Source organism: Rhizobium sp. 57MFTsu3.2 (assembly GCF_012932765.1).
Lineage (GTDB): Bacteria > Pseudomonadota > Alphaproteobacteria > Rhizobiales > Rhizobiaceae > Rhizobium > Rhizobium altiplani.
The window spans coordinates 161,290-176,222 of the sequence record NZ_JDWI01000009.1 but is presented as its reverse complement, the minus strand read 5'-3'; the positions used below and the strand labels follow the sequence as shown (position 1 = coordinate 176,222).

The window sequence follows — 14,933 nt, the reverse complement described above, 5'->3', positions numbered from 1 at the left end:
TCCGGCAGGGAAACCGGACCAGTCCCCGTAACTGATCGGAGGTCAATCGGATCAGAAAACGCAGTACCAGGCGGCGCCCTAGGTTGATCCAGGGCGCCGGGGAGTTTGATTAGAACGCGCGCTGCAGGCGGAAGAAGCCCTTCGTTACTTCGTCAGCGTCGTCCGGATCGGTGTAGTCGACGGTTGCCTTGGCATAGAGATTGTCGACGATCTGGTAGTCGACCGTGATGCCGACCTTCCAGGCATCGCCGAGGCCGTCGAACGAGTTGCCGTGGAAGGTGTCGAGATCGGGAACGTAGTTGCCGAAGTACTGGGCCATCGGGGTGATGGTCCACTTGTCGGTCGCCTTGATCGCGTATTCTGCCGCAACAGTCCATTCCGACTGAGAGTAGTAGGAGTTCGGACCAGATGCATAGACACCTGCCAGGCCGAGGGTGCCAGGGCCGATATCAGCGAAGATCATGCCTCGAACAGCGCCTTCTTCGTTGTCGGTGTCGTAGCCGCCGATGAGCTGGTAGCTGACTACGCCAGCCTTGCCGCCAACGCCGAGGGCGACGCCAACGTTGTTCGGGTTTTCACCGTCCTTGAAGTAGCCGTCTTCCAGTTCGTCTACGCTGATGCCGGCGTAGAAATCGCCGTTTTCATACTGGTAGCGAATGGAGTTGTGCAGGGTTTCAAAGCTGGAGAGAACGTCCGGCTCGCCGGAAAGGTCGTCATCCCACCAGCTGTAGAACAGACCAGCGCGGAAGCCGGCGATGTCGATATATGCCGAGTCCAGGGTCGAGTTGGTCGAAGCGTTGTCGCCGTTGTTACGGAGAACGATAACGCCGGTGAGCGGACCATACTCGGTGTCGCTCTTGGCGGTGAACTGAACCTGAGCGCGCGTACGGGCGTTCCAGTCCGAGGTGCCCTTCTGATCCGGGCCGCCATAGACTTCAAAACGCAGGTAACCGCTGACCTTGAGGCAGGTTTCGGTGCCCGGGATGTAGAAGTAGCCCGTGCCGTACGCGTCGCAGACGCGGACGTATTCAACTGGCTCGGGTTCAGCTGCGACGATTGCGTCAGCAGCAAAGACCGGCGTGGACGCAGCAGCAAATGCTGCGGCGGAGGTCAGCAAAGCCATCCGTATGTTCATTTGAAAATCCATTTCCTTTTCGAGTGAACTGCCACCGTGGGAGACGGGGCGGTTCCGATAGTCTGCCTTTCGGCTGGCGGATCAGCGAACCGCCGAAGCCTTAATTTCATCCTTGATTAAATCTATCAATTCTCCCGGTATGAAAATCCCTCGTTGAGACAGCCGTTTGGCTCTTTGTGTGGTTTTTATGTAACAATATCAATCACTTAGGCGCAAAGACACCTTGCGCCGCAACTCTGCGGGGCATCGCGGTGGCCGGTGCTGTTTTCGGAGGCTCGTGGGAGCGCGTCTGGCGCCATCATTGCAATGGCGCCAAAGGAAATCTCCCCGCAGATAGTCCCGCCGCCGGTCGAACTGAAGGGCGCTGATTGGAACGCAGTGTTCCAAATTTGGAACGAAATCTTGTTCGTGGCGGTTGGCATCATCTGCCGGGACAGGTAAGCGATAACGGGCCGCCGGCCTGTCGTGCTTACTGAAAGGGGTGCCCCATGCTCAATGCAGAGGGTGTTTTCCAGGATCTGAACGATTTCGTCTATTTTGCCGCAGTTGTTCGTCACAACGGCTTTTCCGCCGCCGGGCGGGTGCTGAACATGCCGAAATCAAAGCTCAGCCGGCACATCACTGCGCTGGAGACGCGGCTTGGTGTCAGGCTGCTCGAGCGAACGGTCAACCGGTTCCGGGTGACGGAAATCGGACGCGCCTTCTACAATCACTGCGAAAACATGCTGCGCGAAGCCGATCGCGCCGCCAAGGCGATCAACGATGCAACCGGCGAGCCACAGGGGCAAATCCGCATAAGCGTGCCGCACGGATTGCTGGACGGCTCTCTTGGCACCATGATCCCGGAGTTTCTCAATAGATACCCCAAGGTGCAGCTGCAGATACTCACCACGGATCGGCGAGTCGACATCATCGATGAGCGCCTTGATCTTGCAGTTCGGGCGCAATTGACCGAGGAGACCGATTCTGAACTGACGATGCGAGTGCTCAGCAAGGTGGATTTGATCCTTGTGGCCAACCAGAAGGTTGCGAGCTCGCTGCCGTCGATCGAAGGCGTCGAATGTCTTGCCGATGCACCAACGGTATCGTTTGCCGGGCCGATGACGGAGTGGCAGGATTTGGATGTCTGGGAATTCACCGGACCGGATGGCACTCGATACCGGCACCAGCACAAGCCACGCATGAGTTGCCGCAGCGTGTCGGCGATTCTAGAGGCTATCTATGCCGGGGTCGGGGTAGGGCTTTTGCCCGACCACATCTGCGCCGAGGGGATACGCGACGGCCGGTTGGTCCGCCTTCTGCCGGATTACCGGATGTCGCAGGCCACGATCTATCTCGTCTTTACGGCCTCTCGAGGACTGCCGACTGCGGTTCGGGCGCTCGTCGACTTTCTCGTGGAACAGTTCCGAACGCTGCGCGTCACCACGCAGTGCCAGGAGGCCGACATGCAGGCGCAGCGGCTTATCGAGTTGTCCGGCGCTTAGCCCGCGCCCGAGCGCAGCGACGCCGATCTTCGCCATTCGCCGCGCCCTAGAGAAGCTGTCGACAGTCGGCTCGAAATTATTCCCGGCGGCAATTCTCTTGCCTATCGCCGATCCTGCCTAATCTTAAGTTGAAGAGGGATGTCGGTCCAAGCCGCCTCCGTTCGTCCTTGGACGCGCAACAACGCTAAGGGAGAAAAACATGTCCTATGTCGATGGGTTCGTCGTGGCTGTGCCGCAGAAGAACATCGAGGCGTACAAGGCCTTTTCCGCCACCACCGGCGCAGTCTGGAAGTCCTATGGGGCCAAGGAATATGTCGAATGCATCGCCGATGATGTGCCATATGGGGAACTGACCTCGTTTCCCCGTGCGGTCCAGGCGGCAGATGATGAAGTCGTGATCTTTTCCTGGATCGTCTATAGCTCACGCCAGGACCGGGACGACATCATGAAGAAGGTGATGGCAGACCCGCGCCTTCAAGGCGACGCGTGGAAGTCCATCTTCGATGGCAAACGGATGATTTTCGGTGGATTCGTTCCCTTCCTGCAGCTTTGAGAGTTCGGAGGAAATGCGGTACTGACATAAGGTCAGCCGAACGTCTCGTCTCGCAAGAGATATGCAAGTGGAACATCGTTCATGCCCCAGAAGATCATCAGCATTTCCACCAGGGGGCAAGGATTTTACGAGTTTACAGCAGAAGCAGCATCTTTCGTTCGCGCCACTGGCGCGGCCGAAGGGCTGCTGACGGTTTTCGTGCGCCACACCTCATGCTCGCTGCTCATCCAGGAAAACGCCGACCCGGATGTTCGCACCGACCTCGACGGATTCTTCCGTCGATTGGTGCCACCCAGTTCCGATCCTTCGATGCGTTGGATTGTCCATACGACGGAGGGTCCCGACGATATGCCCGCGCATATCAAAGCCGCGTTGACGCAGGTTTCCATCGGCGTTCCGGTTATCGGCGGTCGGCTCGCACTCGGCACATGGCAAGGAATCTACCTGTTCGAACACCGCGACAGGCCGCATCGGCGCGAGATCGTGCTGCATCTCGGCGGCTGAACCTGAACTGAACGGCCAGTTCGAAGATCATTCATTTTCATAGGGTTATGGTCTGCACAATCCCGTACGGGAGATGTAAGCAACCATTTAGAGAGTCGTATCATGACCCATTTCATCACCAAGGCTTCCTTTGCCGCTCTTATCGCATTGGCCTCGATTCCGTTCGCTACGCCGAATGCCTCGGCTTCGGAATGGGGACGTCCACCAGTCCATGTTCAGCACCGTCCAATGCATGCCTGCTCGCCCGTGCAGGCGGTTCAGAAGGCACGTTGGTCGGGTCTGCGCTCAGCGCGCGTCACCAACGTTACGCCGCGCCGTGTCGTCGTTTCGGGCCGCGACCATCGCGGCTGGGACCAGATGGTCTTCGCCAACGTTCGCGGTTGCCCCGTGATCCGCCGCTAAATGACTTCGTCCACAATGGCGCCCTCGGCTTGCCTTGCCCGCGCCATTTTCGGCCTGCTCTGTGCGAATCGCATATGAATGCGCAAATCCGGAAGGGTTGGACCTGACCTTGCCGGCAAGAGTGTAGCGAATGGGGAAGGCCTTTGCCGTACCCGAGGGAGAATTTCGATGATGCAATTTCTGGCCAAGGCCGGCCTTGCGACGTTGCTCGTTGTCGGCACGGTTGCCGGGGTGACTGCGCCGGCTTCCGCCCAGGTAGACGTCTATATTGGTAGTGGCCGCCCGCCACCGCCTCCGGGTTACTACCGCCCGCCACCGCCCGACTATAACCGCCCGCCGCCGCGTGGCCGCGGCTGTGACCCGCGGCTGGCAGAAGACATCGCACGTGACTACGGCTTCCGTCGTGCACGTGTGGTCGACGTCACGCCTCGCCGTGTGATCGTCGAGGGCTGGACGCGCCGCGGCGCGGACGAAATCAGCTTCGCCAACGCCCGCGGCTGCCCGGTCCTGCGCCGCTGACGGCGACGATCGCCAGACCCTGAGAAAATAGAAAACCGCCTTCGCAAACGTCTTTCGACTTCGGCAAGGGCGGTTTCTTTTTAGGCTTGAGGAATCGCGTGCGAAGCCGTTTGAGCCGGTTGCTCAATGTCGCCGGTCTCGTCGGTTGAGGTCGCAAGCGACGCCTGATTGTCAGCGGAAACGACCGCCCGCGGCAGCGGCGTGCCGCGTTTCTTTTCACGAGCCAGCGTCAGCAAGCCCGAGCAGATGATGAGAACGATGCCGGCAGCCATAGCAAGGTCGATGGCGTCGTCGAAGATCAAATATCCGAACGCGATGGCCCAAAGCATCTGGCTATACTGCGGAGGGGCAACGAGATTGGCCGGCGCTAGCCGGGCCGCGGTCATCAGCATGACGTTGCCCGCCCCACCGAGCAGGCCGTAGCTTGCAATGAACAGCCATTGGCGCGGAGTTGGAACGACCATCTCCGAGAGCATCAATATGCCGCTGACGGCAAGTGTGCCAAGCAGCGCTGCACCGTACAGCGACAGGCGCTTTTCGGCGGGCCCCATCTTTCGCATGATGACGATCGAGATTGCCGCAACCAGGCCGCCGATTGCCGCCGCAAGGTGACCAGCGGACAACTCGCGAAAACCCGGACGCAGCACGATCAGAACGCCGATGAAACCGACGACCACGGCCGCCCAGCGCTGCCAGCGCACATCTTCGCCGAGAAAGATGACTGACAGAATAGTTACGAAGGACGGCAGAAGAAACAGCAGACAGAAAGCCTCGGCCATCGGGAGCTTTGTGAATGTAATGATCGAAGCTATTGCTCCTATCGCGCCGCAAAAGAATCTCATCAGCCACAGAGTACGGTTCGTGCTCCGGACGATATCGAGCCAGGAATCGTCCCTGCCTTTGATGAAGGGGAGCGCGGCGCAACCGAACAGCGCGCCGATGAAGGCGATCTGATAGGCGGGTACGCCGCCATGCAGGATCTTGATCGATGCGTCACTGAACGCGAACACGGCATAGGCGCCAAACGCGATGAGAACACCGCGCGTTGCTGAAGAGAGGGCTGTCATGAATCAGATTCGTCCGGGAGGAGAGTCTTCCAACTTTTACGGACAGCTGGCGGCAAAGCGATTGCCGATTGCGAATAGCTGCCATGCGCAATCGCAAGCCCAGGCTCTCACCGGCCTTCAGGTCGCATATACCTCCAGCGGGCTCTGCAACCGCCGTCGAAGGAAATCCGCGAGCAGCGGTTGCTGCCCTTTCAGGATCTTTTGCTCCGCATCCGGTAGTGTGAACCATTCGGCTCGGTCGACTTCGGGAAATTCCGCCATCACGCCGGAGCGCGGCGGCCACTCCATCTGAAAGTGATTGCTGGCAATGGCTTTGAGATCGGTGTCGGCCTCGATGGCCCAGGCGACGACAATCTTGCCACCGGGTTGTTTGTATTCCCCGAGATGGTGAAAACTGCCTTCGACGTCTACGCCCAACTCCTCGCGGGTTTCACGTCTTGCGGCATCAAGCTCATCTTCGTCCTCTTCCACGAGGCCCTTGGGGATCGACCACGCGCCGATGTCCTTCTTAGCCCAGTAGGGGCCTCCGGGATGAACCAGGAGGACCTCGTAGCTACCATCGCGGAGGCGGTAGATCAGCAGGCCTGCACTCCGCTTGGCCATCTCGACTGCATCCTTTTGCTCTGGGAGGAACGCTGGGCGTGAAGGCCCAGCGTCCTGCTTTTAATTTGGGGTCTGGCGAAGGGCCACGCCATAGTCGCGGTAAACGCTCAGGCAATCGGTATAGCTAAGCGAGCCGTTCTCGCCGTAAATGACATGGGCGCTGGACGCGCTGGTTGCCGCTTCCTCCGATACGAAAAGGATCGCCTCGCCAAGTGATTTTCCCGTGATCGGGAGTTCGGTGCCATCTTCCTGCATGATACCTTCAATGATTGCCGCTATCTGGCGGTGGCTAAAGACCGCCCGTCTGTCTTCCGGTGTCATCGTTCTTACCTCTGCTTGAAATCAATGGATCTATCTGCCCAGCCGAAGCGGTTTCATGACTTCGTGCGCAGCTCTGGTCGACATAGCTGCTCCGCTCGTCGGAATGCCCTAACAATGAGGGGCGGCAGGCGCGTTACCTGACCATCGCCCGATATCGCCGTGTGCGCAAACCGCAGCTGCCGGCCGACTTGGGTCACGACCGCAATAGGTCGTGATAGGGAACTAGATAGAGTCGGATCATCGACCGACAAGGTGGCTGGCGATAACTATCACCATCTAGTGACACAGTGCTCCGTCCCGGCCATCACGATTGCGTTTGGCAATCGGCATGCGTGTCACTATATCGACGCTCACCACAAAAACAGAAGCGACACGGACATGTTTCAACCTGCGACCATTAATTCCGCCAGCAAGGCCGATTTTTACGGGGAGCTCAGCCAGCAACTGAAGGGCTTGCTGCACGGAGAAAGCGATACGATCGCCAACGCCGCGAACACCTCGGCTCTCATGTTCGAAATGATGCCGGATCTGAATTGGGCTGGCTTTTACTTCCTGAAGTCGGACAGCGAGCTGGTCCTCGGGCCGTTCCAGGGTAAGGCGGCATGTGTCCGCATTGCCGTTGGCCGGGGAGTTTGCGGGTCGGCTGTGGAGAAGGGGACTTCGATCCTCGTGGAGGACGTGCATGCATTTCCCGGGCATATCGCCTGCGATGCTGCGTCCCGTTCGGAACTCGTCGTGCCGCTCCATCACAACGGCAAGATCCTCGGTGTCATCGACCTCGACAGCCCGACTGCGTCCCGCTTCGACGCTGAAGATCAGGCCGGTGTCGAGGCTATAGCGCGGATTTTCGTCGAGGCGAGCTACTGAACCCTTTCGGGCTCAGTGATATTTCTCCCGCTCGCGAACGAGGATTGCCGGAGCATTCAGCCCGGCAATCGATTGGTTGACATCCGCCGGGATATCTCCTGTCAGCTGGAGATCGAGGTAACGCGCGCAGCACACCCTCAGGAAAGACGTGAAGTTCCCGAGATCGTGGCCGGCATCGATGGATTCGTGATGCAACCTGGTAATCAGCTGCGTAACGTTCATGCGGTCTCGCCTGGCGATCTCTTCCAGTTTCGACCAGAAGAAGTTTTCCAGTCGAACGCTTGTCACCATGCCATCAATCCGCAACGATCGAGTCGTGCTCTCCCAGAGCTTCGCGTCCGCCTTGATGAACAGCTCGCACATCTCGTCTCTCCCTCCGTCTCCTCAGGCGGCGTCCGTTTGTAGCAGCGCCGATGCGTCCAGCACAGCCATGAATTGCCGTAACCAGGAGGGATGTGCCGGCCATGCCGGTGCGGTGACGAGGTTGCTGTCCGAGACCGCGTCGCTGATGGCGATATCCGCGTAAATGCCGCCGGCGAGTTCGACTTCCGGGCGGCAAGCGGGATAGGCCGAGCAGGTGCGGCCCTTGAGGACACCGGCTGCGGCAAGGAGCTGAGCGCCGTGGCAGATCGCCGCTACAGGCTTGCCGGCCTCGAAGAAGTGCCGGACGGCTTTGATGACATCAGGGTTGAGGCGCAGATACTCGGGCGCGCGACCGCCAGGGATCACGAGCGCGTCGTAATCTTCAGCGCGAATACTGGAGAAGGTTGCGTTGAGCGCGAAGTTGTGACCGCGCTTCTCGGAATAGGTCTGATCGCCTTCGAAATCATGGATAGCGGTCGCGACTGTCTCGCCGGCATTCTTGCCGGGGCACGTAGCGTGAACCGTATAGCCGCAGGCGAGCAGCGTCTGGAATGGGACCATCGTTTCATAGTCCTCGGTGAAGTCGCCGGTAATCATCAGAATCTTCGAAGCTGGCATCTGTTTCCTCCCAAAACCAACGGGAGGAGCTTAGCAAGGCAGGCGAGCGAACGGGTACTAAGAGAATACTACAGCCGAGATTCCGATGAGGCCGCGCGCGCAAAAAGCAAAGGGGAAGCACCGGTCGAGCGCGTCCCCGTCTGTTCTATTGCCAGGCAGACAAAAAAAGTCGCTATTGCTTCTTCTTTTTTGCCTCGTCGTCCATCAGTTCATACCACATGGCGTTGAGGACGGCGAAGGCGGCGGCCAGAGGCAAGCCGAGGATCCATGCGAAGTACCACATCGTCTTTCTCCTTTAATAAGCGTGGCCGCTCTTGTCGTTGACCGTCCCTTCATCGACCTTGCCCCAGAGAACTTTGTAGACCCAGGAAGTGTAGGCGATGATTATCGGTAGAAAAATCAGCGACACGACAAGCATGACGAATAGCGTCGTGTGGCTCGACGAGGCATCCCACACCGTCAGGCTCGAGTTTGGCTCGAGCGAGGAGGGCAGGATGAACGGGAACATCGAGAGACCGACGGTCGAGATGATTCCGAAGATCGAGAGCTTGCTGAAAAGCAGCGTTGCGACTTCCCACTTCGCCCGCATGGCGACAAAGGCTGCCGCGGCTCCAAGGAAGCCCAGGACCGGCGCAATCATCATCCACGGATAGGTGCCGTAGTTGGCCAGCCACGAGCCGTCATGCGCTGCCGTCTTGAGGAGCGGATTCGACGGACCGGCCGGATCGATCTCGCTGGTGATGTTGTAGCCGTTTACACCAAGCGCCAAAAAGATTCCGCCGAGCGCGAAGAGGGCGATCACGCCAAGCGCGGCCAGGCTGCCGTAGCTTCTTGCACGCTCCGCGACCGGATCGCTGGCTTTCAGGACCAGCCAGGCTGCACCGTGCATGACGAGCATGGCGACCGAAAGCAGGCCGCAAAGCAGCGCGTATGGGTTCAGCAACCCGAAGAACGACCCCTCGTAGAAGATGCGCATGTCAGCCGGATCGAAGCGGAAGGGTACGCCCTGCAGCACGTTGCCGACGGCTACCCCGAAGATCAGCGACGGAACGAAACCGCCGATGAACAGCGCCCAGTCCCAGTTGTTGCGCCAGCGGGCGCTCTCGCGCTTCGAGCGATATTTGAAGCCGACCGGCCTCAGGATGAGCGCGAGGAGGATCGCGAACATCGCGAGGTAAAAGCCGGAGAACGAGACCGCGTAAAGCGGCGGCCAGGCAGCGAAGATCGCGCCGCCGCCGAGGATCAGCCAGACCTGGTTTCCTTCCCAGACAGGGCCGATCGTGTTGATGGCGATACGGCGCTCCGTATCCGTCTTTGCGACGAAGGGCAGCAACGTGCCGACGCCAAGGTCGAAGCCATCCGTGGCGGCAAAGCCGATCAGGATCACGCCGAGAAGCAGCCACCAGATCAAGCGCAGGATTTCGTAGTCTATGAGTTCGTGCAGGATCATGATCGTTACTCCGCGGCTGGAACGAGGGTTTCGGAGATCAGCTCGGCTTCCGGCTCATTGTCCGGCTCAGGTCCCTTTTGGATGGCTCTGATCATCAGCGTCATCTCGACGACGATCAGCACTGTATAGAGCGCGGCAAAGCCGCAGATCGTCAGCAGAACCGTGCTTGCGCCAAGGCTCGACACGGCCATTGCGGTCGGCAGCACACCTTCAATGACCCATGGCTGGCGGCCGATCTCGGCGACGACCCAGCCTGCTTCAATGGCAAGCCAGGGAAGCGGGATGGCGAAGACAGCGATCATCAGCAGCAGTGGATACTTATCCAGGTGGCGCCGTGCCGACAGCCAGAAGAAGGTCGCCGTCAGGACGATGAAGAACATGCCGAGCCCGACCATGACGCGGAACGACCAGAAGAGCGTCGGCACATGCGGAACGGTGTCGCGCGCGGCCTGGGTGATCTGGGCATCAGTCGCCTGGCGCGGATCGTCGACATAGCGCTTCAGAAGAAGGGCATAGCCAAGCTCATGCCCCAGTTCCTCGAAGGAGGTGCGGAGTTGAGGTGCAACCGCGTCCGGCGTTGCGGCGGCACGGATCTGCATCAGCGCGTCGTAAGCCTTGATGCCGTCGCGGATACGCCCTTCAGACTCCCGTTCCAGCTGGTCGATACCGGGTATTTCCGTCGTCAGCGAGCGTGTGCCGATCAGACCCATGACCCAGGGAATGTGAACGGCGAAATGTGTCTCGCGCGCGTCCTGATCGGGGAAGCCGAAGGCGGTGAAGGCGGCAGGCGCCGGTTCCGTCTTCCACATTGCCTCGATGGCGGCGAGCTTCATCTTCTGGTTTTCGGTTGCGAGGTAACCGCTTTCATCGCCGAGGACGACGACCGACAGTGCCGAGGCAAGGCCGAAGGAGGCGGCAACCGTCATAGAGCGCTTCGCCATTTCGAGGTGGCGGCCCTTGAGGAGGTACCAGGCCGAAACACCGAGAACGAAGATCGACGCGCAGACATAGCCGGCCGAGACGGTATGGACAAACTTCGCCTGGGCGACGGGGTTGAAGACCACGTCGAAGAAGCTGGTGATTTCCATGCGCATTGTCTGCGGATTGAGCGCCGAGCCGACCGGGTTCTGCATCCAGCCGTTGGCGACGAGAATCCATAGCGCCGAGAAATTGGAACCGAGTGCCACACACCATGTCGCCATTAGGTGACCGACCCTCGACAGCTTGTCCCATCCGAAGAAAAACAGGCCAACGAAGGTTGCCTCAAGGAAGAAGGCCATCAGCCCCTCGATTGCGAGCGGGGCACCAAAGATATCGCCGACATAGTAGCTGTAATAGCTCCAGTTCATCCCAAACTGGAATTCCATGACGATGCCGGTGGCGACACCGATCGCGAAGTTGATGCCGAAGAGTATGCCCCAGAACTTCGTCATCTGTCGCCAGATGTGGCGGCCCGTCATGACGTAGACGGTCTCCATGATGGCGAGCAGCACGGAGAGTCCGAGCGTCAAGGGTACGAATAAAAAGTGGTAAAGCGCGGTCAGCGCGAATTGGAAGCGCGATAGCGCGACGACGTCTAGTTCCATTGTTTTTCTCCCACGGCCCCATGGGGTATGAAGAGTTTCCGCCAAACCGGATTGCCTGGCGGCCATGTCGTGTGACTCAGTCCGGTCTCAGCCGGTTCAAAGCCTTTTCGAACGCCGTCTCTCCACGGCGTGAAACTTCTGTGATGCGACCATCCTCCATGACCGCGATGGCATCGGCTATCGCGGCTTCGCGACGGATATGTGTGGCGATGACGAGCGAGCGTCCGTTCGCCTTCTCCACCAGACGGCGGATGACGTCGCGCGCGGTGGCGCCATCGAGACCTTCCGTCGGCTCATCCAGCAGCCAGAGCGGCGTGTCGCGCAGGAAGAGGCGGGCGAGGGCAAGGCGGCGCGACTGACCACCCGAGAGCCCCATGCCGCCTTCGCCAAGCGGCGTGTCGAGGCCGCGCGGCAAAGCTGCGACATCCTGCAAGAGGCCCGCCGCGGCGAGCGCCTCGCGCAGGGCGGTGTCTGGTGCATCGGGGCTTGCAAGCAGGAGATTGCCGCGAAGGCTATCTTGGAAAAGCTCCGTTCGCTGCGTCAGCAGGGTGGCGTCGAGGCACTCGACGCTTCCTTGGCTGGCGCGCATTTCGGCTGCGAGGAGGGAAAGAAGTGTTGATTTTCCGGCGCCGCTGGTGCCAACTAGGGCGAGCTTCTCCCCCAATTGCAGATCGAGATCGATATTGTGAAGCACGGGTGTTTCCGTGTCGTGTCCCGCGCTGACGCGGCTCAGGCGAAGCGCAAAGCCGGGAAGTGGCGCGGCGCTGTGGTGTAGTTCTTCAGCATCTGCCGACAGGCGGGGCGCGATGCGGCGGGCAGCAATAAGCGTACGGCCAAGTTCCATCGCCCCACGGCGCAAGGCACCAAAGGGCTCGACAGCGGCGAAGGCGATCAGGATTCCAAGCACGGCGACTGGTGGGCTGACTGCGCCCCCATGGGCCAATGCCGCGACTGCCAGCAGCGCACCGGTCAGCAACGCAGTGGCGGTGAAACCAAGGCCGATTGTGATGCCGGCTTCGATGCGGTTTAGGCGGTCGTCGGTGGCCGCGGCGTAGTGGTCGGCATCGGCAATCGCCGTACGCTGCGCGTCGAGGCGTCCGGCCATCAGCAAGTCGGTCTGCCCGGCAACGAGATCGATGGTGCGGGCGCGAATGGCTTCGATGCCATGGGTGCGTCGACGGGCGTGCTTCGTTGCCCGGCGTCCAGCAAACAGCGGAATGCCGAGACCTGCGACGAGCAAGACACTGCCGGCAGCCAGTCCAAAAAGCCGATCCATGAGACCAAGCGCGACGCTTGTTGCAAACGCTGCGACAATAGCGACGCCCGCGGGTACCAGCACGCGTAGGTAAAGGGAATCGAGTGCATCAATGTCGCCCGTCAGGCGGAAGAGCAGGCGGGCCGGTCGGCGTGCGAGCTCGCGTGCGGCACCGGGCGCGGCCCATCCACGGAACAGCCGTTCGCGCAGAGCTGCGAGGACGCTCAGCGTTGCGTCATGAGTGGCCAGCCGTTCGCCGTAGCGTGAGGCGGTTCGGCCGAGTGCAAGCAGGCGAATGCCGGCCGACGGCATGAAGATGTCGAAGGTGGCAATCGTTGCGGCCGAAAGTCCGGCGATGCCGGTTGCGGTGATGAACCAGCCGGAGAGGCCGAGCAGGGCAATCCCCGCGGAAACGGTGGTCGCGGAAAGTGCGGCCCCAAGAAGCAGACCGCGGCGGCGTGCGGTCAGGAAAAGCCTAACGATCGGCTTGAGGCTGGAAAGCGATGTGCTCACTCGGCGGCCTCCCGTGCAATTTCGCGATCAAGGACGACCGTCCGGCCCATGCGTGCGGCAAGCTGTGGGTCATGGGTTGCGACGACAAGGGTGCGGCCCTTGGCCAGAGCGAGCAGGCTCTCGGTGATGTCGCGTGCGGTTTCGGCGTCGAGATGGGCGGTCGGCTCGTCCGCAAGTACGATGCAGCCCTCCGCATTACAGGCGGCGCGGGCGATGGCGATGCGCAGGGCTTCGCCGCCGGACACTCCCGTGCCTCCATCGCCAAGCGGACGGCGAGCGTGGCTGCGGGCGAAGCGGCCGAGCTTTGCGAGATCAAGGGCTCTTGCCACGGCCTGCATGGAGACGCCGGGCCGGCCGAGCGAAATGTTACCGGCGACCGTGCCGGCAAAAATATGCGGCTTCTGGCCGACCCAGGAGATCTTGGCCTGAAGGGCGGGGCTGGCTGGTTGTCCGTCGAGGGTGACGCCGCCGGTCTCACAGGCGGCGTGGCCGGCGATCAGTGCGAGCAGGGTCGATTTGCCGGAGCCGCTGGCGCCGAGCAAAGCAACATGCTCGCCGGGGCGAATGCTCAAATTGAAGGTATCGATGGCGGCGTTGCTGCCCTCGCTGTAGCGGAAGCCGATATTCTCCAGGCGGATGGCACCAGCTGCAGTTTGGGGTGCGGATGTATCGCTTACGATGGGCAGTTGGAGTCCATCCGCGCTCAGCGCTTCGATCGCCTTGATCGCCGCTTCGCCGGCGGCACGGTCATGCCAGACAGCCGAGAGCTCGCGCAGCGGCTCGAAGAAGGCGGGTGCAAGCAGCAACACGAAGAGACCGCTCGTCAGGTCGAAACCACTGGCCCAGGCACCGAAACGGATCTCGCCGAGCAGGGAGAAGCCGACATAGACGGCGACCAGCGCGACGCCCAGCGCAGCGAAAAGCTCGAGAACCGCCGACGACAGGAAGGCGATTTTCAGAACGGCCATGGTGCGGGCCTTCAGCGAGTCTGCATCGGCTCTGAGCCTCGTCGCGGTGGCATCGACGGCACGAAGCGAACGGATCGTGGCCATGCCACGCAGGCGATCGAGGAGGAAACCGTTAAGGCCGCCAGTCGCCGCCAACTGCTTCTCACTCACCGCCTGCGCACGCCAGCCGATCAATGCCATGAAGATCGGGATCAGCGGCATGGCAAAAAGGAGAATGAGAGCTGCAATCCAGGAAATGGGGAACACGCAGGCAAGGATGACGAGCGGCACTGCACTCGCCTTGAAGCGGGCGGGTTGGAAGCGCGAGAGATAGGGAACGATCATATCGGCTTGCTCGCCGATGATGCTTGCGGCTTCGCCGGAGCTAGGTCTTTTGCTGTCGATCGGCGAGCGTCGGGCGAGGGCTGCGACGGCCAGTTCACGCCGCATCGACAATTCGGCGCGCGCTGCGCGAAATGCCATACGGCCACCGGTGGCCTCGAGGCAGCTTTTTACTATCCCGAGCAGTGCAATATAGATGGCGAGCCACAAGACGTCGTTGAAGCCGCCACCGTTCGCGATGCGGCCGACTGCCGTTGCGAGAAGCGCTGCCTGCGGGATCCAGATGAGCGATGCCAGGGTCTGGACAGCCGCTGCCTTGCGTAGCCCACCATGTCTGGGCACAGGTTTCGACGGCTTGCCGAAAGCCTGCTTTCCGTTTGCGTCTAAGCAAGCACTTGCCATAG

17 protein-coding genes are annotated in these 14,933 nt (G+C 60.7%); 6 read left to right on the top strand and 11 right to left on the bottom strand.

From position 1 onward, the window contains the following. Positions 1-109: 109 nt before the first annotated feature. A complete protein-coding gene (locus AF71_RS12645; RefSeq protein WP_025659304.1) occupies positions 110-1,135 on the bottom strand; it encodes a porin in 1,026 nt (341 codons plus the stop codon). 488 nt (positions 1,136-1,623) lie between these two features. Here AF71_RS12645 and AF71_RS12640 point away from each other — a divergent pair, with 488 nt between their 5' ends. The 5 genes from AF71_RS12640 to AF71_RS12620 all read left to right on the top strand — a co-directional run bounded on the left by AF71_RS12640 (position 1,624) and on the right by AF71_RS12620 (position 4,597). After that, a complete protein-coding gene (locus tag AF71_RS12640) occupies positions 1,624-2,619 on the top strand; it encodes a LysR substrate-binding domain-containing protein (protein WP_018857168.1) in 996 nt (331 codons plus the stop codon). Positions 2,620-2,818: 199 nt separating this feature from the next. Beyond that, positions 2,819-3,172, top strand: coding sequence for a DUF1428 family protein (locus tag AF71_RS12635; RefSeq protein ID WP_018857167.1), 354 nt, complete (start codon positions 2,819-2,821; stop codon positions 3,170-3,172). Positions 3,173-3,253: 81 nt separating this feature from the next. After that, positions 3,254-3,676: a secondary thiamine-phosphate synthase enzyme YjbQ gene (locus tag AF71_RS12630; RefSeq protein ID WP_018116230.1), complete on the top strand. Its 423-nt coding sequence runs from the start codon at positions 3,254-3,256 to the stop codon at positions 3,674-3,676. A 102-nt stretch (positions 3,677-3,778) separates the two neighbouring features. Further along, on the top strand, positions 3,779-4,078 hold the full coding sequence (locus AF71_RS12625; RefSeq protein ID WP_018857165.1) for a hypothetical protein: 300 nt from the start codon (positions 3,779-3,781) through the stop codon (positions 4,076-4,078). Positions 4,079-4,246: 168 nt separating this feature from the next. Beyond that, positions 4,247-4,597, top strand: coding sequence for a hypothetical protein (locus AF71_RS12620; RefSeq protein ID WP_018116228.1), 351 nt, complete (start codon positions 4,247-4,249; stop codon positions 4,595-4,597). Positions 4,598-4,677: 80 nt separating this feature from the next. Here the strand turns inward: AF71_RS12620 and AF71_RS12615 are convergent, their stop codons facing one another. The 3 genes from AF71_RS12615 to AF71_RS12605 form a co-directional block, all read right to left on the bottom strand. Then, on the bottom strand, positions 4,678-5,664 hold the full coding sequence (locus AF71_RS12615) for a DMT family transporter (protein WP_112666962.1): 987 nt from the start codon (positions 5,662-5,664) through the stop codon (positions 4,678-4,680). Positions 5,665-5,781: 117 nt separating this feature from the next. After that, positions 5,782-6,267 (bottom strand): NUDIX domain-containing protein, encoded by a 486-nt coding sequence (locus tag AF71_RS12610; RefSeq protein ID WP_018857163.1) that lies wholly within the window; start codon positions 6,265-6,267, stop codon positions 5,782-5,784. 60 nt (positions 6,268-6,327) lie between these two features. Beyond that, complete coding sequence (locus AF71_RS12605; protein ID WP_018116204.1) at positions 6,328-6,588, bottom strand: hypothetical protein; 261 nt, start codon at positions 6,586-6,588, stop codon at positions 6,328-6,330. 378 nt (positions 6,589-6,966) lie between these two features. Between AF71_RS12605 and AF71_RS12600 the strand changes: the two genes are divergently transcribed. Further along, positions 6,967-7,455 carry a GAF domain-containing protein gene (locus tag AF71_RS12600; protein ID WP_169681517.1) on the top strand — a complete coding sequence of 163 codons (489 nt, stop codon included), beginning with the start codon at positions 6,967-6,969 and terminating at the stop codon, positions 7,453-7,455. A gap of 12 nt (positions 7,456-7,467) precedes the next feature. Here the strand turns inward: AF71_RS12600 and AF71_RS12595 are convergent, their stop codons facing one another. The 7 genes from AF71_RS12595 to cydD form a co-directional block, all read right to left on the bottom strand. Further along, complete coding sequence (locus AF71_RS12595; protein WP_169681515.1) at positions 7,468-7,818, bottom strand: ribbon-helix-helix domain-containing protein; 351 nt, start codon at positions 7,816-7,818, stop codon at positions 7,468-7,470. Positions 7,819-7,839: 21 nt separating this feature from the next. Then, complete coding sequence (locus AF71_RS12590) at positions 7,840-8,436, bottom strand: DJ-1/PfpI family protein (RefSeq protein WP_018857159.1); 597 nt, start codon at positions 8,434-8,436, stop codon at positions 7,840-7,842. A 172-nt stretch (positions 8,437-8,608) separates the two neighbouring features. Next, positions 8,609-8,719 (bottom strand): cytochrome bd-I oxidase subunit CydX, encoded by a 111-nt coding sequence (cydX, locus tag AF71_RS12585; protein WP_018857158.1) that lies wholly within the window; start codon positions 8,717-8,719, stop codon positions 8,609-8,611. A gap of 12 nt (positions 8,720-8,731) precedes the next feature. Beyond that, entirely contained in the window at positions 8,732-9,886 is a 1,155-nt protein-coding gene (gene cydB / locus AF71_RS12580; protein WP_169681513.1) for a cytochrome d ubiquinol oxidase subunit II, read from the bottom strand. A 5-nt stretch (positions 9,887-9,891) separates the two neighbouring features. Beyond that, entirely contained in the window at positions 9,892-11,472 is a 1,581-nt protein-coding gene (locus AF71_RS12575) for a cytochrome ubiquinol oxidase subunit I (RefSeq protein WP_169681511.1), read from the bottom strand. 76 nt (positions 11,473-11,548) lie between these two features. After that, on the bottom strand, positions 11,549-13,240 hold the full coding sequence (gene cydC / locus AF71_RS12570) for a thiol reductant ABC exporter subunit CydC (RefSeq protein WP_169681509.1): 1,692 nt from the start codon (positions 13,238-13,240) through the stop codon (positions 11,549-11,551). Then, entirely contained in the window at positions 13,237-14,931 is a 1,695-nt protein-coding gene (gene cydD, locus AF71_RS12565; protein WP_169681507.1) for a thiol reductant ABC exporter subunit CydD, read from the bottom strand. Before cydD ends, cydC begins: the two co-directional genes overlap by 4 nt. Positions 14,932-14,933 lie beyond the last annotated feature (2 nt).